We start from the raw sequence: 16,705 nt of genomic DNA, 5'->3' as shown, positions 1-16,705 counted from the left end.
AATCTTCAGAAAACACTTCATCAATGGTCGATATCCTCAATCTGGCTCTACCTTATTTCGGCTTGATCTTCGTCGGATTTGCCTGCGGCAAGGTCAAATCCCTGCCGGAATCGGGCCTCGCGTGGATGAACTTCTTCCTGCTCTACGTCTCGCTGCCGGCACTGCTGTTTGCGATCATGTCCAAGACGCCGTTCTCGGAATTGAACAACCCGCCGTTCCTGGTGGCGACCACGCTGTCCACCGTTGCCGCGTTCACTTTGGCGCTGATCGTGGGCAAGGTTTTTGGCCGGCTGACATTGCGTGAGGCGACGCTCGCCGGTCTCTCCGGCGGTTACGGCAACATCGGCTACATGGGGCCCGGGCTGGCGCTCGCCGTGCTCGGGACCAAGGCTGCGGCGCCGACCGCGCTGATCTTCTGCTGCGACAGCATCTTCCTGTTCACCATCGTGCCATTGCTGATCGAGCTCTCCGACCGCGACCATCCCTCGATCGTGCACGCCTTCGGCGTCGTGCTGAAACAGATCGTGCTCAACCCGCTGATCATGTCGGCGTGTTTCGGCGCGGCCTTCGCATCGCTGCATATCGAGATGCCGGTCGCGCTCGATCGCACCATCACCTTCCTCCAGAACGCGGCCGCGCCAACCGCACTGTTCGTGCTCGGCGTGACGGTGGCGCTGCGGCCGTTCGACCGCGTCCCCTGGGAGGTGCCGGGCGTGATCGCAATCAAGCTGCTATTCCATCCGCTCGCAGCATTCGGTCTGATGCTCGCGTTCGGGCCGTTCGCACAGCCCTGGGCCGCGACCGCGGTGCTGATGGCCTCGCTGCCACCGGCGCTAAACGTGTTCGTGATCGCCCGCCAGAACGATGCCTGGATCGAGTCCGCCTCCGTCGCGGTGCTGCTCGGCACGTTTGCGTCCGTGGTCACGCTGACCAGCGTGATGTGGGCAATCCAGACCGGCCGGCTGGCGTTTCCGTGAGGCTTGGCCGCATGGCCAAGCAAAGCCCGCTTTGATCTACTATTCGGCTATCTTCGCCAGGTCGGCGTCAGGCCCTCGCGCATCGCAAAACGCCGGAGCGGGCCGATGGCGCCGAGCAGGTGCAGGCCGACAGCGCGGACCGGCTGCAGCGGCAGGAAATCGTTGAGCAGGGAGCGGTTGGCCATGTCGATCGCAAAGGTCCGGCTCAGAATGTCCGGACGCCGCGCCCGGTCGTAACGCTTGAGCACCTCGTCTGCGCCGGGATCCTGGCCCGCGGCGATGGCTTCGCCTGCGAGCCGCGCGATGTCGGCGGCATCGCGCAGACCGAGGTTGAGGCCCTGGGCACCGATCGGAGGAACCACGTGGGCGGCTTCGCCGACCAGCGCGATGCGATCGCTACCGAAGGATTTTGGACGTTCGATCGCCAGCGGAAACAGGTTGCGGCCGGGCTCGACCGTCATCCGTCCGAGGATCGAGTGGGACTGCTTCTCGATCGCGGCGGAGAGCTCCTCATCGCTTAGGCCGCGCAGGCGCTCGGCTTCCGCGGGTGCCGAAACCCAGACGATGCTGGAGCGGTCGCCGGGCAGGGGTACGAACACGCAGGGGCCGTGCGGCGTGTGGAACTCGGTCGAGACATTGCGATGCGGCCGCGTATGGCCGACGTTGAAGGTCAGCGCGGTCTGGTTCAGCTCGCGCCGCGTCACCGCAATGCCGGCGACCTCGCGGCACAGCGAACGCCGACCGTCGGCGCCGACCACGAGCCTGGCCGAGAGAAACTGTGCGGAGACTGTGCGGATCGCGACGTCGTCGGCCTCGATGACGACGCTTTCGGCCTCGTCGTCGAAACGGTCGAGATTGGGCAGCTCGGCCGCACGCTGTTCCAACGCAAGCATCAGCGAGCGGTTATCGATGTTGTAGCCGAAGGCGTCGAGCGCGATTTCGTGACAGGAGAACCGGACCTCCGGCGCCCGGAACAGCCGGCCGGTGTCATCCACGAGGCGCATGACCTCGAGCGCAGCCGCCTTGTCTTTGCAGCGCGACCAGACGTCGAGCGTCTCCAGCAGATCGACGGAGGCTCCTAACAGCGCGGTGGTGCGATTGTCGGCATAAGGCACGCGCCGCGCCACCAGCGCGGTCCGCGCACCCGCCTGTGCCAGTGCGATGGCTGCCGCAAGTCCGGCCGGCCCACCGCCGATCACGGCAGCGTCATGGAGTGTCGATGCGTCTGTCATGGAACGACACATGACACGCCCGGCGGCAAATTCAAGTCCACTGATTTAGCCTGATTTTTCGACGAATTGTGCGACCGAGCGGCGCCATGGCGGATGTGCAAACCGGCCTCATTCTGATAGCAGAAGCCATGGACAGCCAAGAAGATTCCCTGAAGCCCACGCCCGCGATCCGCGCCGCGGCCTTCTCGGTGCACATCTTCACCGCGTTCGGCGCGGCGATCGCGCTGCTGGCGATGCTGGAGGCCGTGCGCGAGCACTGGGCGGCGATGTTTCAGTGGCTGGGCATCGCCCTGATCATCGACGCGATCGACGGTCCGATCGCGCGCCGGCTCAACGTCAAGAACGTGCAGCCGAACTGGTCGGGCGACGTGCTCGATCTCGTGGTCGATTTCGTCACCTATGTCTTCGTGCCGGCCTATGCGATCGTGGCCAGCGGGTTGCTGCTGCCGGTCGCAGCTCCCTTGCTCGGCATCGCCATCATCGTCACCAGCGCATTATATTTCGCCGATCTGCGCATGAAGGCGGACGACAATCATTTTCGCGGCTTTCCGGCGCTGTGGAATGCGGCGGCGTTCTATCTGTTCCTGCTGCACTGGCCGCCGCTGTGGTCGACCATGCTGGTGAGCGCGCTCGTCGTGCTGACCTTCGTGCCGTTCCACGTGCTGCATCCGGTCCGCGTCGTCCGGCTGCGGTGGCTGACGATGTCGCTGATCGCGATCTGGGCAGTGCTCGGCCTCTACACGCTGGAGATGGATTTCCGCGTCGGCGCCGGCGTCACCATCGTGCTGTGCGCCATCGCGCTCTGGATCAGTTTCAGCGACGCCTTGATCCGCCTGGCAAGATCCTTCGCATGATGCACCTGCTGACCAGCCCCGAAGCCTGGGCGGCGCTGCTGACATTGACGGCGCTCGAGATCGTGCTCGGCATCGACAACGTCATTTTCCTGTCGGTGATCGTTTCGCGCATCCCCGAGAAGCAGGCGCATCGCGCCCGCCAGATCGGGCTCGCGCTGGCGCTGATCTTCCGCATCATCCTGCTCAGCCTGCTGGTCTGGCTGATCGGCCTGACCGCGCCGGTGTTTTCGTTCTCGGCCTACGAGTTCTCCTGGCGCGACCTCATCCTGATCGGCGGCGGCCTGTTCCTGATCGCCAAGGCGACTCACGAGATCCACGCCGAGGTCGAAGCCGATGACGGCGAGGGGGATCAGAAGTCCGGGGGCAGCGCCTTCTTCTGGGTGATCGTCCAGATCATCGTCATCGACATCGTGTTTTCGCTGGACTCGATCATCACGGCGATCGGCATGGCGCAGGACATCGAGATCATGATCGCGGCGGTCGTGATCGCCTGCCTGATCATGTACATTTCGTCGGGACCGGTGTCGCGCTTCGTCGCGGAGCATCCGACCACCAAAATGCTGGCGCTGGCCTTCCTGGTGCTGATCGGCGTCGCGCTGGTCGCGGACGGATTCCAATTCCACATTCCGCGCGGCTACATCTATTTCGCGATCGCGTTCTCGGCGGCGGTCGAATTCTTCAACGTGCTGGCCAAACGCAATCGCAGGAAAACCGGCAGGCCGTCCGCTTAGCCGTTGCAGCTGGCGTCGAGTTGACAAGGCGGGCGCGATGCCTTTCGCTGGCCTGCAAGAAGAGGAGGTCAGGTGATGACCAAAGCCGTCCGTGTGCACAAGGTCGGAGGCCCCGAAGCCCTGGTCTATGAGAGCGTCGACGTGCCGGCGCCCGGGCCCGGCGAGGTGCGCATCCGCCAGCACGCGGTCGGCCTGAATTTCATCGACGTGTATTACCGCACCGGCCTCTACAAGGCGCCCGGACTGCCCTTCATCGCCGGCAACGAGGCCTCGGGCGAGGTGGTCACGGTCGGGCCGGGGGTGACGCACTTCCATCCCGGCGACCGCGTCGCCTACTACCACAATCTCGGCGCCTACACCGGCGAGCGCAACATCCCCTGGGAGAAGCTGGTCAAGCTGCCCGACCACATCACCCACGAGCAGGGCGCCGTGCTGATGCTGAAGGGGCTGACCGTCTGGTATCTCCTGCACAAGACTTTCAAGGTCGAGCCGCATCATCGCGTGCTGGTCCATGCCGCCGCCGGCGGCATCGGCCTGCTCGCCTGCCAATGGGCGAGGGCGCTCGGCGCTCATGTCATCGGCACCGTCGGCTCGCGCGAGAAGGCCGAGCTTGCCGAGGCCAATGGCTGCGACCACGTCATTCTCTACAACGAGGAGGACTTCGTCGCGCGCGTCAAGCAGATCAGCCGCAACGAGGGCTGCGACGTCGTCTATGACGGCGTCGGCAAGGCGACCTTTCCGGGCTCGCTGTCCTGCCTGAAGCCACGCGGCATGTTCGTCTCGTTCGGCAATGCCTCGGGCCCGGTGCCGCCGTTTGCGATCGCCGAGCTCAACAATCACGGCTCGCTGTTCGCAACGCGGCCGAAGCTCAACGACTACGTCGGCACGCGCAAGGAGCTTCTGGAAGGCGCCGACACGCTGTTCGCCGCCGTCATCAACGGCAAGCTGCACGTGCCGATCAACCACGCCTACGCGCTCAAGGACGCCGCGAAAGCGCATATCGATCTCGAGAGCCGCAAGACGACGGGCGCGTCGATCTTGAAGCCGTAGAGCACCGTCGTCTTCACTCTCGTGTCCCGGACAAGCTGCAACGCGTAAGCGTTGCGGCGCCGAGCCGGGACCCAGAAGGCGACAGGGGACGTAGTCGAGAGATGGGCCCCGGCTCAGCAGCGCACCGCCGAAGAGGGCGCTGCGCTGCGTCCGGGGCACGAGACTGGTCTTACGCCACCCGTCGTGCGGCGCCGGCCTTGGTCAAGATTCCGTCGAGACAGTCGATCATCTCGGCGATCTCTGCCTTCGCGACGTTCAGGGCAGGCATGAAGCGCAAGGTGTCGACCTGCGGGGCGTTCAGCAGCACGCCGGCTTCGAACGCTTGCGCGACGATGCCGGGCGCGATCGGCAGCTTGAGGTCGAGCGCGAGAAGCAGGCCGCGCCCCCGTACGCCGCCGAGGCCATGCCGGGCCGAGACCTTCTGCAGCTCGCTTTCGAGCAGCAGGCCGGTCTCGGTGACCTGTTTCAGGAAGTCCAATTTGCTGACCTCCTCGAGCACCGCAAGCCCTGCCGCGCACATGATCGGGTTGCCGTTGAACGTGCCGCCCTGGTCGCCGTGCTCGAAGCAGGAGGCGCGTTCTGTGGCGAGCAGGGCGGCGAGCGGCACGCCGCCGCCGATACCCTTGCCGAGCGTCATGATGTCGGGCGAAATCCCGGTGTGCTCGTAGTGGAAGAGCTTGCCGGTCCGGCCCATGCCGGTCTGGATCTCGTCGAAGATCAGCAAGAGGCCATGCGCTTCGGTCAGTGCGCGCAGATCCTGCAGGAACTGATCGCTCGCGGGCCATACGCCGGACTCGCCCTGGATCGGCTCGAGCATCACCGCGACGGTGTTGTCGTTGATCAGTCTTTCGACCGAGGCGATGTCGTTGAGCTTCGCCTTCTTGAAGCCGGCGACCTTGGGCTCGAACAGCGGCTCGAAAGCCTTTTTGCCCGAGGCCGACATCGTCGCCAGCGTTCTTCCGTGGAAGCCGCCTTCGAAGCTGATGATCTCGAACGCGCCGCCCTTGTGCAGGCTGCCATATTTCCGGGCGAGCTTGATCGCGCCCTCGTTGGCTTCCGCGCCGGAATTGGCGAAGAACACCTGGTCGAAAGCGCTGCCAGCGACGAGCGACTTCGCGAGCTTGAGGCTCGGCTCGTTGTAGAAGGCCGGGCTCGGCGTCAGCAGCCGCTTGGCCTGCGCGGTCAGCGCGTCGGCAATTGCCGGCGGCGAGTGGCCGAGACAGTTCACAGCCCAGCCCTGCACGAAATCGAGATAGCGCTTGCGACCGTCGTCCCAGAGGTAGGAGCCGGCGCCGCGGACGAACACGGCCTTGGGCCGTGCGGTGATGTCCATCAGCGCGTCATACGGATGGGTGGCGATGGTCATGTCGAACTCCTCTGGAGGCGGGTGGAAAACGGGCGCAAAAAGCAGAAAGGCCGCACCTTGCGGGTGCGGCCTTCTCGAAGACTTCAGCTGAATTCAGTGGTTCAGCGGCGTCGTCGGACATGGCGCACCCTCTCATCGTCGCGGGAGCGACGACGGAGCATTTCGGTGCGCTGGTGGGTCCGAGAGTTGATCATGGGGCGCGTCCGTACAGCCGAATGGCAGGACTTGTCAAGCGGGTGTTTTGCAAAATGCGCGTCGGGCGTGTGTCAGTCGCCGCCGATGGGCGGCTTCTTCACTGAATGCCGTAGTGCGCGAACTCATTGGCGATGCCGGCATTGATCGCTTTGGCGGCCGCAATGTCGCGCTCGCCGCCTTCGTTGTCGCCCTTCTTCCGCTTCGCAAGTCCACGGCCGTAGAGCGAGCTGTCGTAGCCGGGTTTTGCGCTCAGCGCTGCGTCATAGTCGGCGATCGCCGCGTCGAGATGGCCGAGCTTGAGCTGGGTGAGGGCGCGGCTGTCCAGCGTGTAGGGATCGTTGGGAGCCATTTTCAGCGACTGCTCGCAATCGGCCAGCGCCTCCTGCAATTGGCCGAGGATCGCGTGGGTCATGCAGCGCGAGTTGAACACGTCGGAATGGCTCGCGTTCGCCTTGATGGCGCGGTCGTAGTCCTCCAGCGCCCGCGCATAGTCGTGTTCGTTGAAATACATGTTCGCGCGGGCATAGAAATCGCGGTCGTTGTTCGGGTCGAGCTGGAGCGATTTGGCGAAATCGGCCAGCGCGCGGGCGCGGTCGCCGCGATCGCGGAAGATCCGCGCGCGGTTGCCATAAGCCGGGCCATAAATGGGATCGAGCTTGATCGACATGTCGAAATCGGCGAGGGCGCGGTCGGCCTCGCTGTGCTCGCGATAGGCCGTGCCCCGGTTGTAATAGGCGAGCGCGAATTCCGGATCGAGCTTGATGGCCTGGTCGTAGTCCGCGATCGCACGCTCGTAGTCGTTCTTGTCAATGAGGGAGTTGGCGCGATTGTTGTAGTAGTGCGGGTCGCGAGCATTCAGGCGGATGGCGCGTGTGTAGTCGGCAATGGCACGATCCTTATCACCGAGATCGTCATGGGCAATGCCCCTGTTGTACCACAGGTCGGGATGTCCAGGATTGAGCCTGATCGCACGGTTGAAGTCCGCCAGCGCGCGTGCGGCGTTCCCCTTTCGCCGAAGCATCTCGCCGCGATTGGCGAGCGCATACACATCGTTGGGACTGGCCTTGAGCATGGCCGAACAACCCTCGAAGCGCTCCTCCTCGCTGACCCCGTCGCCCTCCTCGTAGCACCATTGACGCAGCTGTGCGGCCGACGGGGATCGCGCCGCAGCGGGCGCGGACAGCGCGAGCAGGACCATGGTGAGGCCGATTGCCGACAGCTTGAACCAAATTCCTGATGTTTCGTCGAATTTCATTGTGTACCGCGCCGAAACCATTGCGTCTCTAGCGTGTTTGTGATCGAAGCACTCGACTTGGTTCGAACCGAATGCATGACGGCTCAGACCAAGAGGGACGGGACCAACCAGACAGTTTTCAGCCTTGTCCGATACGCCTTATCCGATCGACCTCGACAGCATTCGCGGCGCGTTTCCGCCGGGCATCGAAGCGCCTCCGCTGCTGGTCGACTTTGCCGCATGGCTCAACGGGCGCCCGTGGGGCAGCGTCGGCTGCTTCTCCTTGCAGGGGCAGTTCTCCGATCACGCACCGATCATCGACGGCAGTTCCCTGCGGGACAGGTTTTCGCTGTTCATGCGGCTGCCGGATGGTTCGGCCGTCGGCGGCTGGTACGGCGCAGGTCTCGACCGCGACAATCCGCCGATCGTGGGACTGGGGTCGGAGGGCGACTACGAATTGCTGGCGCCGAGCCTCGATGGTCTGCTCGCCAAACTGACGTCGCAACAATTCGACAATGCCTGGAGCGATCTCAAGCCGCATGACGAGGTCGAGTGCCAGACGGTCGAGCTCGCGCAGTGGCTCGCCGGACGACCGCATGGCGAGCCGATGACGCCGGACGACAATTCGTCCGAGCTGCCCGACTTTCGCGGCTTCGTGGAAAAGTGGAGCCGGGATCGCGAAGACTATTGGGCCAATCACCGGCTGATGGCCGAGCTCGGCTGGCGGCTGGCCGCGCATCTGCCCAAGGGCAAGAAGCCCTGGGACAAGACGCGCTTCGAGATCGCGATTGTCGGCAAGCAGTACGAGGCGCGCGTGCTCTCGCGCGGGCCCCAGCCGTTCGAGGAAGCTGCATCAATCGAATCCCTGCTGCGCGATCTGCGCGAGGAGATGCGTCGTGCGCAGCCCGAGCTTGGGCTGTGGTACGCGATGAATTTTGGGCTCTATGCGGACGGCCGCGTCATGCCCAATTTCGAATACGATGTACGCCCGACGATCGACGGCGAGCCCGCGACATTGTCCGAAGCACAGGCCGATCTCGCCCGTGCTCCGCGCCCTGAGCGCTGGGTGCCGAAATGGCTGGTTTGACGAGCGGCTCTAATTGCCGTTCTTTGCTTGCGTTGAATGTGCGGCTTAGCTTTGGCGGGCTCGACCGAGCTGCCCGCACCGTTGCCATACGACGGTGATCCGCAAGAGGTGCTGACGACAAAGATCGATAGTTCTTAGTTGTCACATTTACCCGGGTTGGCGCTGCACCAGCGACTAACCGCGGCGCTCTCCCAACCACGCGCTTTGTTTACAGCGACGCACTGATCGTAGGTGCACGTCTTGCCTTTCGCTTTTGGCTGCGATGCCTTCTGGGCCAGGGCCTGACCGGTCGTGGCGAGCCCGAGAACGAGGGCCAGAGCGATCGCACGCATGAATTCTCCTGCTTGAAATATGCAAAGAACTCTAGGTGTGACTGCACTGTTTGACAATCGGTCGGAGCGCAATTGCTACTTCGCTTTCCGAATTGGCGCGCTGCAAGTCGCATTGGGGACGGCAACCTCCGCTTGTGGATTCTTGAGAAGCCGCTATCCTCCGGTCGTTTTTTTGGGGGGATTGCTGATGAAAATTCTACGATTGAGTGTACTGGCTGCGGTCGTCTTCGCTTCGCAGTCCGCCTTGGCGCAAGTGGTCATGAAAACTGAACCGCCTCCGGGGCAGCTTGGCGCTGGGCAAGTCGTCTACGTGGAGTGTGGCCCTGGCAAGGCCAAGAAGATCACAGGGGGAAGCAACGTCAGTGCAAACGGCGTCGTCGGTCAGGGACAGCGCCGCCAATACGGGCCGTGCGTCGCGATGAAGCGTTAGCTCTGCCGCAAGGCCGATTGGTAAGGTCTCGGTTGGCCGGGCTTCGAGCAAGCTTCGATGCGACGACACTCGAGATGATTAGGTGCATGGCCTCGCGGGACTAGAAGCCTGCGACGCTGCCGTGCAGATCGTATTGGTCGGCGCGCTCGATCTTCGCGGTGACGATCTCGCCGACGCGTAAGGGGCGGCGGCTGGTGAGATAGACCGCGCCGTCGATCTCCGGCGCGTCGGCCTTGGAGCGGCCCTTGGCCACCGTTGGGCCGACCTCGTCGATGATGATCTGCTGGCGGGTGCCGACTTTGCGCTTGAGCCGGCGCGCGGAGATCTTCTGCTGGCGGGCCATCAGCGCGTTGTAGCGCTCCTGCTTGACCTCTTCCGGCACCGGGTTCTCGATTGCATTCGACGTGGCGCCGGCAACCGGCTCGTATTTGAAGCAGCCGAGGCGGTCGATCTCGGCTTCGTCCAGCCAGTCGAGCAGATAGGCGAAGTCGGCGTCGGTCTCGCCGGGGAAGCCGACGATGAAGGTCGAGCGAAGTGCGAGATCCGGACATTCCTCGCGCCAGCGCTTGATCCGCGCCAGTGTCTTGTCCTGCGCCGCCGGGCGCTTCATCGCCTTCAGCACCTCGGGGCTCGCATGCTGGAACGGGATGTCGAGATAGGGCAACACCTTGCCCTCATTCATCAGCGCGATGACCTCGTCGACATGCGGGTAGGGGTAGACATATTGCAGCCGCACCCACGCGCCGAGTTCGCCGAGCTCACGCGCGAGATCGAGGAATCTGGCGCGGACCTGGCGATCCTTCCACGGGCTCTCGGCATATTTGAGATCGACGCCATAGGCCGAGGTGTCCTGCGAGATCACCAGGAGCTCCTTGACGCCGGCACCGACCAGGCGCTCGGCCTCGCGCAGCACGTCATTGGCGGGGCGCGAGACCAGATCGCCGCGCAGCTTCGGGATGATGCAGAACGTGCAGCGGTTGTTGCAGCCTTCGGAGATCTTCAAATACGCGTAGTGGCGCGGCGTCAGCTTGATGCCCTGCGGCGGCACCAGGTCGAGATGCGGATTGTGGGCGGGCGGCAGCGCGCGGTGCACGGCATCGAGCACGCTCTCATATTGCTGCGGGCCGGTGATGGAGAGCACACCCGGATAGGCCTGCTCGATCTGCTCGGGTTCCGCGCCCATGCAGCCTGTAACGATCACCTTGCCGTTCTCGGCCATGGCCTCGCCGATCGCCGAGAGCGATTCCTGCTTGGCGCTGTCGAGGAAGCCGCAGGTGTTGACGATGACGATATCTGCCCCGTCATGCTTGCGGGCAAGCTCATAGCCCTCGGCGCGCAGGCGCGTGATGATACGCTCGGAATCCACCAATGCCTTGGGACACCCGAGCGACACGAAGCTGACCTTGGGCGCAGCCGTCTGATCCATATCCAAATCTGCCTGATTGACCGGCCTGAGCTAGTCCCAATTGCCCACAATTACAACCCTTTGCAGGTCGTTCCGGCGTGCTATGGATGAATCACCTGCCGTGAGTGAGCTATGAGCGCCGAACAGTCGCCCAAAATCGTAATCGTCGACGAAAGCCCGATCCGGGCTGCGATCCTGGAGGAGGGATTGCGGGAGGCCGGATTCACGCAAGTGGTCCATATCCGCGAGATGCAGAGCCTGCTCGCCCGTATTTATGCGGTGGACCCCGACATCATCCTGATCGATCTGGAGAACCCCAGCCGCGACGTGCTGGAGGCGATGTTCCAGGTCAGCCGCGCCGTGAAACGGCCGATCGCGATGTTCGTCGACCAGAGCGATTCAGCCTCGATCCAGGCCTCGGTCGAGGCGGGGGTATCCGCCTACATCGTCGACGGGTTGAAGAAGGAGCGCATCAAGCCGATCCTCGACCTCTGCGTGTCGCGCTTCAACGCCTTCGCCAAGCTCCAGGAAGAGCTGGAGCGCACCAAGTCGCAGCTCGAGGACCGCAAGATCATCGAACGCGCCAAGGGCATCCTGATGAAGGTGAAGGGCCTCACCGAGGACGAGGCCTATGTGCTGCTGCGCTCCACGGCGATGCGCGAGAAGAAGAAAATCGGCGAGATCGCGCAATCGATCATCACCGCGTCGGAGATGCTGAAATGACTGCTCCCCTCCGCATCGGGTTCATTCCGCTGGTCGATGCCGCAGCCCTGATCGTTGCCGTCGACAAGGGATTCACCGCTGCCGAGGGGCTCGACGTCGAGCTGGTGCGCGAAGTCTCCTGGTCCAACGTTCGCGACAAGCTCAATATCGGCCTGTTCGACGCGGCGCATCTCTTGGCGCCCGTGGCGATCGCGTCCTCGCTCGGGCTCGGCCACGTCAAGGTGCCCATCGCCGCGCCCTTCAATCTCGGTATCAACGGCAATGCGATTACGGTCTCGCCGGCGCTCCATACTGCCCTGATGGAGGAGATCGATGGCGATCGCTTCGATCCGCTCGCCACGGCGAAAGCGCTGGCACGGGTGGTCGCCAAGCGCCGCAAGGCCGGCGTGGATCCGCTCACCTTCGGCATGACCTTCCCGTTCTCGACCCATAATTACCAGCTGCGGTTCTGGATGGCCGCGGCCGGCGTCGATCCCGACGAGGACGTGCGTCTCGTTGTGTTGCCGCCGCCTTACATGGTCGACAGTCTCGCCAATGGCCATGTTGATGCATTCTGCGTCGGCGCGCCCTGGAATTCGGTCGCGGTGGATCTTGGCATCGGTCACATTCTGCATTTCGTCTCCGACATCCTGGCGCATGCCGCGGAGAAGGTGCTGGCGGTTCGCCAGGTCTGGGCCGACACGCATCCGGACGTGGTCGCCGGCCTGGTGCGCGCGGCGGTGAAGGGGGCCGAGTTCATCGAGAACCCTGCGAACCTCGCCGAGGCGGCGCATATCCTGGCGCAGCCCGAGCGGATCGGCGTCGACGCCGAAGTCATCCAGCGCACCCTGACGGGACGCCTGAAGATTTCCCCGGACGGAACCTTCCGCGAAAGCGGCCGCTACCTCCTGGTGGGGCGGGAAGAGGCGGGGTGCCCCGATCCGGTTCAGGCCGCCTGGCTCTATGCGCAGATGGTGCGTTGGGGGCAGACCGCGCTTAGCCCCGAGGGTGTCAAGACGGCGATGGCCGTGTTCAGGCCGGACCTTTACGATGCGGCCCTCGGCCGCCGGTCGCCCGAACAGGCGCCCGCGGCGTTCGGGGCATTCGCCGGCCCGGTTTTTGATCCCGACAACATCCCGGGGCATCTCGAGGCCTTCGATGTTGGGCGCTGGAAGGGCTGATTCGGGATTTGCATTGTTTTTGAGCACGCAGGTCCATCGCCTAAATATTAATCATGGTGCTCGAATTTCGTGAAAGTGCGCCGCCCGGGATTTTCAGGGCGAGCGCCTAATCAGCTGAAAAGATAGATCTTTCCATTTTGCCCAAGCTGGCACGCAACTTGAATGTTGCAGTGCGGCCAGCTTGTCACAGGTGCCTGCTGAGCCGAGTCCCGCAGCAACGAAGCTGATCGGACCGTCGGGTAGCGAAGCCGGCTCTCAGGGCCAGCCCAGTTCCTCGCGGGTCGCGCCAATGTCCGTCGATGCCACCCGGGTGGCCGCAGGAGCTTCGTTACCGACCATGAAAATCGATACGCTCGCAGTCGACTTTACCGACGAGCAGAAACGCTATCTCGAAGGCTTCACGACCGGTTTGCAGATCAGCAAGGTCGGGCGCGGTCTCGGCGGCGCCGCCGCCGGCAAGGCGAGCACCGAGCCGACGGGTCCCGATGCCGTGCACATCAAGGCGCAGGACAAGGTCATCGCGTCCGGCAAGAAGCTAGCCGACCAGGAAAAGTTCAAGCGCGACGAGCATCCGTTCGATGCCTATCCGCGGCTGCGCCAGCAGGCGCTCGACAACACGCCGCCGAGCCCGGCGGACAATTTCCGCTGGCGCTATTACGGCATCTTCTACGTCGCGCCGACGCAGGACTCCTATATGAGCCGCCTGCGGATTCCGAACGGCATCATGAAGCACTGGCAGATGTCGGGCCTTGCCGACCTCGCCGACGAGCTGTGCGGCCCCTATAGCCACGTCACGACGCGCGCCAATCTCCAGCTCCGCGAGATCCCGCCGAAGAACGCGGTGAAGCTGATCGAGGGCATCCAGGACCTCGGCCTGTGCTCGCGCGGCTCCGGCGCCGACAACATCCGCAACGTGACGGGCACGCCGACGGCGGGCATCGATCCGCAGGAAATCATCGACACGCGGCCCTATGCACGCGAATGGCACTACCACATCCTCAACGATCGCTCGCTCTACGGCCTGCCGCGCAAGTTCAACGTCGCCTTCGACGGCGCCGGCAAAATCGCCGTGCTTGAAGAGACCAACGACATCGCCTTCACGGCCTATGAGGTGAAGGACGGTTTCGGCGTCGAGCCCGGAATCTGGTTCCGGCTCGGCCTCGGCGGCATCACCGGTCACAAGGATTTTGCCAAATATTCCGGCATCATCGTCAAGCCGGAGCAGGCGACCGCTGTTGCCGACGCGATCGTGCGCGTGTTCATCGACCATGGTGACCGCACCAACCGCAACAAGGCCCGGCTCAAATATGTGCTCGACGCCATGGGCCATGACGGCTTCCTCAAGCTGGTCGAGGAACGGCTGAAGACGCCGTTCACGCGCGTGCCGGAAGAGGCGTTTCTCCCGCGCCCCGCAGCAGACCGCATGGCGCATGTCGGCGTGCACAAGCAGAAGCAGGACGGCCTCAACTGGATCGGCGTGTCGCTGACGCTTGGCAAGCTCAGCTGCGAGCAGATGCGGGGTCTTGCCAAGGTTTCGCGCGATCTCGGCGACGGCGAGATCCGGTTGACGGTCTGGCAGAACCTGCTGATTTCGGGCGTGCGCGACGAGAACGTCGATCTCGCGGTCGCGGCCATCAAGCAGATCGGGCTCGCGGTCGAAGCCTCGCACATCCGCGCCGGCCTGATCGCCTGCACCGGCAATGCCGGCTGCCGCTTCGCCGCCGCGAATACCAAGCGCCATGCCGCCGAGATCGGTGACTGGTGCGAGCCGCGCGTTGCCATGGACAAGCCGGTCAACATCCACGTCACCGGCTGCCATCATTCCTGCGCGCAGCACTACATCAGCGACATCGGCCTGATCGGTGCGCGCGTGCCTGTCAACGAGGACGACACGGTCGAGGGATATCACCTCTTCACCGGCGGCGGTTTCGGTCCCGACGCCGATGTCGGGCAGGAGGTCTATCACGACCTCAAGGCCGAGGACGCGCCGAAGACGGTCGAGGCACTGCTCAAGGCCTATATCGCCCATCGCGCGTCTGCCGACGAAACCTTCCTCTCCTTTGCGCGCCGCCATGACGGCGAAACGCTGCGCAAGCTTGCCGATGCACAGGTGTCCGCATGAACCAGATCACCCCTCCGCCCAGGCTCGACATCATTCCCGCCAGCGCACCGTTCTCCGATGCGCAGCGCTCCTGGCTGAACGGCTTCTTCGCCGGCCTGCTGTCGCCTGACGTCGCCGCGCCGCTGTCGGCGGAGCAGGGCGCCGCCGTCATGCAAGGCGCAACCGGTGACGGCGACGACGGCGAAGCGCCCTGGCACGACCAGACCATGCCGATTGCCGACCGGATGAAGCTCGCCGAGGGGCGCCCCGTGCGCCGCAAGATGATGGCGGCGATGGCGCAGCAGGATTGCGGTCAGTGCGGCTACAATTGCCATGACTATTCGGAAGCGATCGCAGGCCGTAGCGAAGCGCGGCTCAATCTCTGCGTTCCCGGCGGCAAGGAAACCGCGCGGATGCTGAAGTCGCTGTACGAGGAGCTCGACAAGGCCCCGGCGGCCAAAGCAGCGGACAAGCCGGACGCTCCGGCGCCGGCCGTGACGGTGACGATCGCAGAGCCCGGCCGCTCGCGCGACAACCCTGTTGCCGCGACCTTCCTGTCGCGCCGCCTGCTCAACAAGGGAAAGTCGGAGAAGGAAACTTATCACGTCGAGTTCGATCTTTCCGAGAGCAAGCTCGACTACGTCGTCGGCGACAGCTTTGGTGTGTTCGCGCGCAACGATGTCGGCCTCGTCGACCAGATCATCGCGCTGCTGGGCGCTTCCCACACCACCAAGGTCAACGGCAAGACGCTGCGCGAGGTGCTGATCGACGACGTCTCGCTGTCGCCGGCACCCGACACGTTGTTCGAGCTGATCTCCTTCATCACCGGCGGTGCGGCGCGCGAGAAGGCGCGGGCGCTGGCGCAGGGGGAGGATCCCGATGGTGATGCCGCAACTCTCGACGTGATGGCGGCGCTGCAGAAGTTTTCCGGCACGCGGCCGCATCCGGAGGCCTTCGTCGAAGCGCTGGAGCCGCTCCAGCCGCGGCTCTATTCGATCTCCTCCTCGCACAATGCCACGCCCGGAAAGCTGTCGTTGACGGTGGATTCCGTGCGCTACGTCATCGGCAAGCGCAAGCGTCTCGGCGTCGCCTCGACCTTCCTCGGCGAACGCATCAACGAGGGCGAGAATCTCAATGTCTACGTGCAGAAAGCGCACGGCTTCGGCCTGCCGCAGGATCCGAAGACGCCCGTCATCATGATCGGCCCCGGCACCGGCATCGCGCCGTTCCGGGCCTTCCTGCTTGATCGCAAGGCCACCGGCGCGCCCGGCAAGAATTGGCTGTTCTTCGGCCATCAGCGCAGCGATTGCGACTTCTTCTACCAGGAGGAGCTCAATGCGATGAAGACCTCGGGTCTGCTGACGCGCATGTCGCTGGCCTGGTCGCGCGACGGCGAGAAGAAGTTCTATGTGCAGGATCGCATGCGGGAGGTTGGCCGCGAGGTCTGGACCTGGCTCGCCGAAGGCGCGCATCTCTACATCTGCGGCGATGCCAAGCGCATGGCCAAGGACGTCGAGCGCGCGCTGGTCGACATCGTCGCCCAGTTCGGCGCACGTTCGACCGACGAGGCCGTCAGTTTTGTCGCCGAGCTCAAGAAGACGGGCCGCTTCCAGGCCGACGTGTACTGAGGCATGGCTGCGTAAGGTGGGTTAGCCGAAGGCGTAACCCACCAACTTCGTTCGAGAGTACGCGAGCATGGTGGGTTACGCTGCGCTAACCCACCCTACGAGAGCCGTCATCTCATTGTCATCCGCCCGGTTCCAACTGGCTTGAATCTTAACGAATAAGATTCTCGGAATCGGTCGACGAAGAGAATTTGCGCCCACGA

General features: G+C 64.0%; 13 protein-coding genes. 9 read left to right on the top strand and 4 right to left on the bottom strand.

Translation table 11 applies throughout. The annotated features are described in order from the left end of the window. Positions 1-23 precede the first annotated feature (23 nt). A complete protein-coding gene (locus IVB26_RS21515) occupies positions 24-977 on the top strand; it encodes an AEC family transporter (RefSeq protein ID WP_247967315.1) in 954 nt (317 codons plus the stop codon). Between the two features lie 47 nt (positions 978-1,024). Here the strand turns inward: IVB26_RS21515 and IVB26_RS21510 are convergent, their stop codons facing one another. Then, positions 1,025-2,209: a UbiH/UbiF family hydroxylase gene (locus tag IVB26_RS21510; RefSeq protein WP_247967314.1), complete on the bottom strand. Its 1,185-nt coding sequence runs from the start codon at positions 2,207-2,209 to the stop codon at positions 1,025-1,027. Between the two features lie 86 nt (positions 2,210-2,295). Between IVB26_RS21510 and pcsA the strand changes: the two genes are divergently transcribed. The 3 genes from pcsA (at position 2,296) to IVB26_RS21495 (ending at position 4,844) form a co-directional block, all read left to right on the top strand. Beyond that, positions 2,296-3,063, top strand: a complete 768-nt coding sequence (gene pcsA, locus IVB26_RS21505; protein WP_247967313.1) for a phosphatidylcholine synthase — start codon at positions 2,296-2,298, stop codon at positions 3,061-3,063. Next, the gene (locus IVB26_RS21500; protein ID WP_247967312.1) at positions 3,060-3,794 is read left to right on the top strand and encodes a TerC family protein; all 735 of its coding nucleotides are present in this window, start codon (positions 3,060-3,062) and stop codon (positions 3,792-3,794) included. Before pcsA ends, IVB26_RS21500 begins: the two co-directional genes overlap by 4 nt. Positions 3,795-3,869: 75 nt before the next feature. Beyond that, complete coding sequence (locus IVB26_RS21495) at positions 3,870-4,844, top strand: quinone oxidoreductase family protein (protein WP_247967311.1); 975 nt, start codon at positions 3,870-3,872, stop codon at positions 4,842-4,844. A 169-nt stretch (positions 4,845-5,013) separates the two neighbouring features. On the opposite strand, the gene IVB26_RS21490 is transcribed toward IVB26_RS21495, so the two are convergent. Continuing rightward, positions 5,014-6,210, bottom strand: coding sequence for an acetylornithine transaminase (locus tag IVB26_RS21490; RefSeq protein ID WP_247967310.1), 1,197 nt, complete (start codon positions 6,208-6,210; stop codon positions 5,014-5,016). Positions 6,211-6,502: 292 nt separating this feature from the next. Next, a complete protein-coding gene (locus tag IVB26_RS21485) occupies positions 6,503-7,660 on the bottom strand; it encodes a tetratricopeptide repeat protein (protein WP_247967309.1) in 1,158 nt (385 codons plus the stop codon). Between the two features lie 124 nt (positions 7,661-7,784). Here IVB26_RS21485 and IVB26_RS21480 point away from each other — a divergent pair, with 124 nt between their 5' ends. Next, positions 7,785-8,726 carry a hypothetical protein gene (locus IVB26_RS21480; RefSeq protein WP_247967308.1) on the top strand — a complete coding sequence of 314 codons (942 nt, stop codon included), beginning with the start codon at positions 7,785-7,787 and terminating at the stop codon, positions 8,724-8,726. Between the two features lie 862 nt (positions 8,727-9,588). Here IVB26_RS21480 and rimO read toward each other — a convergent pair. Continuing rightward, entirely contained in the window at positions 9,589-10,914 is a 1,326-nt protein-coding gene (gene rimO, locus IVB26_RS21475) for a 30S ribosomal protein S12 methylthiotransferase RimO (protein ID WP_247006658.1), read from the bottom strand. Positions 10,915-11,025: 111 nt separating this feature from the next. Here rimO and IVB26_RS21470 point away from each other — a divergent pair, with 111 nt between their 5' ends. From IVB26_RS21470 to IVB26_RS21455, 4 genes are all read left to right on the top strand, one after another. After that, positions 11,026-11,616, top strand: a complete 591-nt coding sequence (locus IVB26_RS21470; RefSeq protein WP_008564898.1) for an ANTAR domain-containing response regulator — start codon at positions 11,026-11,028, stop codon at positions 11,614-11,616. Then, positions 11,613-12,776: a CmpA/NrtA family ABC transporter substrate-binding protein gene (locus IVB26_RS21465; RefSeq protein WP_247967307.1), complete on the top strand. Its 1,164-nt coding sequence runs from the start codon at positions 11,613-11,615 to the stop codon at positions 12,774-12,776. Before IVB26_RS21470 ends, IVB26_RS21465 begins: the two co-directional genes overlap by 4 nt. 337 nt (positions 12,777-13,113) lie before the next feature. Next, positions 13,114-14,898 (top strand): NirA family protein, encoded by a 1,785-nt coding sequence (locus tag IVB26_RS21460; RefSeq protein WP_247967306.1) that lies wholly within the window; start codon positions 13,114-13,116, stop codon positions 14,896-14,898. Continuing rightward, complete coding sequence (locus IVB26_RS21455; protein ID WP_247967305.1) at positions 14,895-16,505, top strand: sulfite reductase subunit alpha; 1,611 nt, start codon at positions 14,895-14,897, stop codon at positions 16,503-16,505. The genes IVB26_RS21460 and IVB26_RS21455 overlap by 4 nt, the downstream gene beginning before the upstream one ends. Positions 16,506-16,705: the final 200 nt, after the last annotated feature.

Source organism: Bradyrhizobium sp. 195 (genome assembly GCF_023101665.1).
Classification (GTDB): domain Bacteria; phylum Pseudomonadota; class Alphaproteobacteria; order Rhizobiales; family Xanthobacteraceae; genus Bradyrhizobium.
Note: the sequence above shows the minus strand (reverse complement) of the source record. Positions and strands in the feature narration are given on the sequence as shown.

What these genes read in the sequence shown, in the direction of transcription:
- pcsA (WP_247967313.1), top strand. Translation starts at nt 2,296, where the DNA reads ATGGCGGATGTGCAAACCGGCCTCATTCTGATAGCAGAAGCCATGGAC.
- IVB26_RS21495 (WP_247967311.1), top strand. Translation starts at nt 3,870, where the DNA reads ATGACCAAAGCCGTCCGTGTGCACAAGGTCGGAGGCCCCGAAGCCCTG.
- IVB26_RS21465 (WP_247967307.1), top strand. Translation starts at nt 11,613, where the DNA reads ATGACTGCTCCCCTCCGCATCGGGTTCATTCCGCTGGTCGATGCCGCA.
- rimO (WP_247006658.1), bottom strand. Translation starts at nt 10,914, where the DNA reads ATGGATCAGACGGCTGCGCCCAAGGTCAGCTTCGTGTCGCTCGGGTGT.
- IVB26_RS21515 (WP_247967315.1), top strand. Translation starts at nt 24, where the DNA reads ATGGTCGATATCCTCAATCTGGCTCTACCTTATTTCGGCTTGATCTTC.
- IVB26_RS21510 (WP_247967314.1), bottom strand. Translation starts at nt 2,209, where the DNA reads ATGACAGACGCATCGACACTCCATGACGCTGCCGTGATCGGCGGTGGG.
- IVB26_RS21460 (WP_247967306.1), top strand. Translation starts at nt 13,114, where the DNA reads ATGAAAATCGATACGCTCGCAGTCGACTTTACCGACGAGCAGAAACGC.
- IVB26_RS21490 (WP_247967310.1), bottom strand. Translation starts at nt 6,210, where the DNA reads ATGACCATCGCCACCCATCCGTATGACGCGCTGATGGACATCACCGCA.
- IVB26_RS21485 (WP_247967309.1), bottom strand. Translation starts at nt 7,660, where the DNA reads ATGAAATTCGACGAAACATCAGGAATTTGGTTCAAGCTGTCGGCAATC.
- IVB26_RS21500 (WP_247967312.1), top strand. Translation starts at nt 3,060, where the DNA reads ATGATGCACCTGCTGACCAGCCCCGAAGCCTGGGCGGCGCTGCTGACA.
- IVB26_RS21470 (WP_008564898.1), top strand. Translation starts at nt 11,026, where the DNA reads ATGAGCGCCGAACAGTCGCCCAAAATCGTAATCGTCGACGAAAGCCCG.
- IVB26_RS21455 (WP_247967305.1), top strand. Translation starts at nt 14,895, where the DNA reads ATGAACCAGATCACCCCTCCGCCCAGGCTCGACATCATTCCCGCCAGC.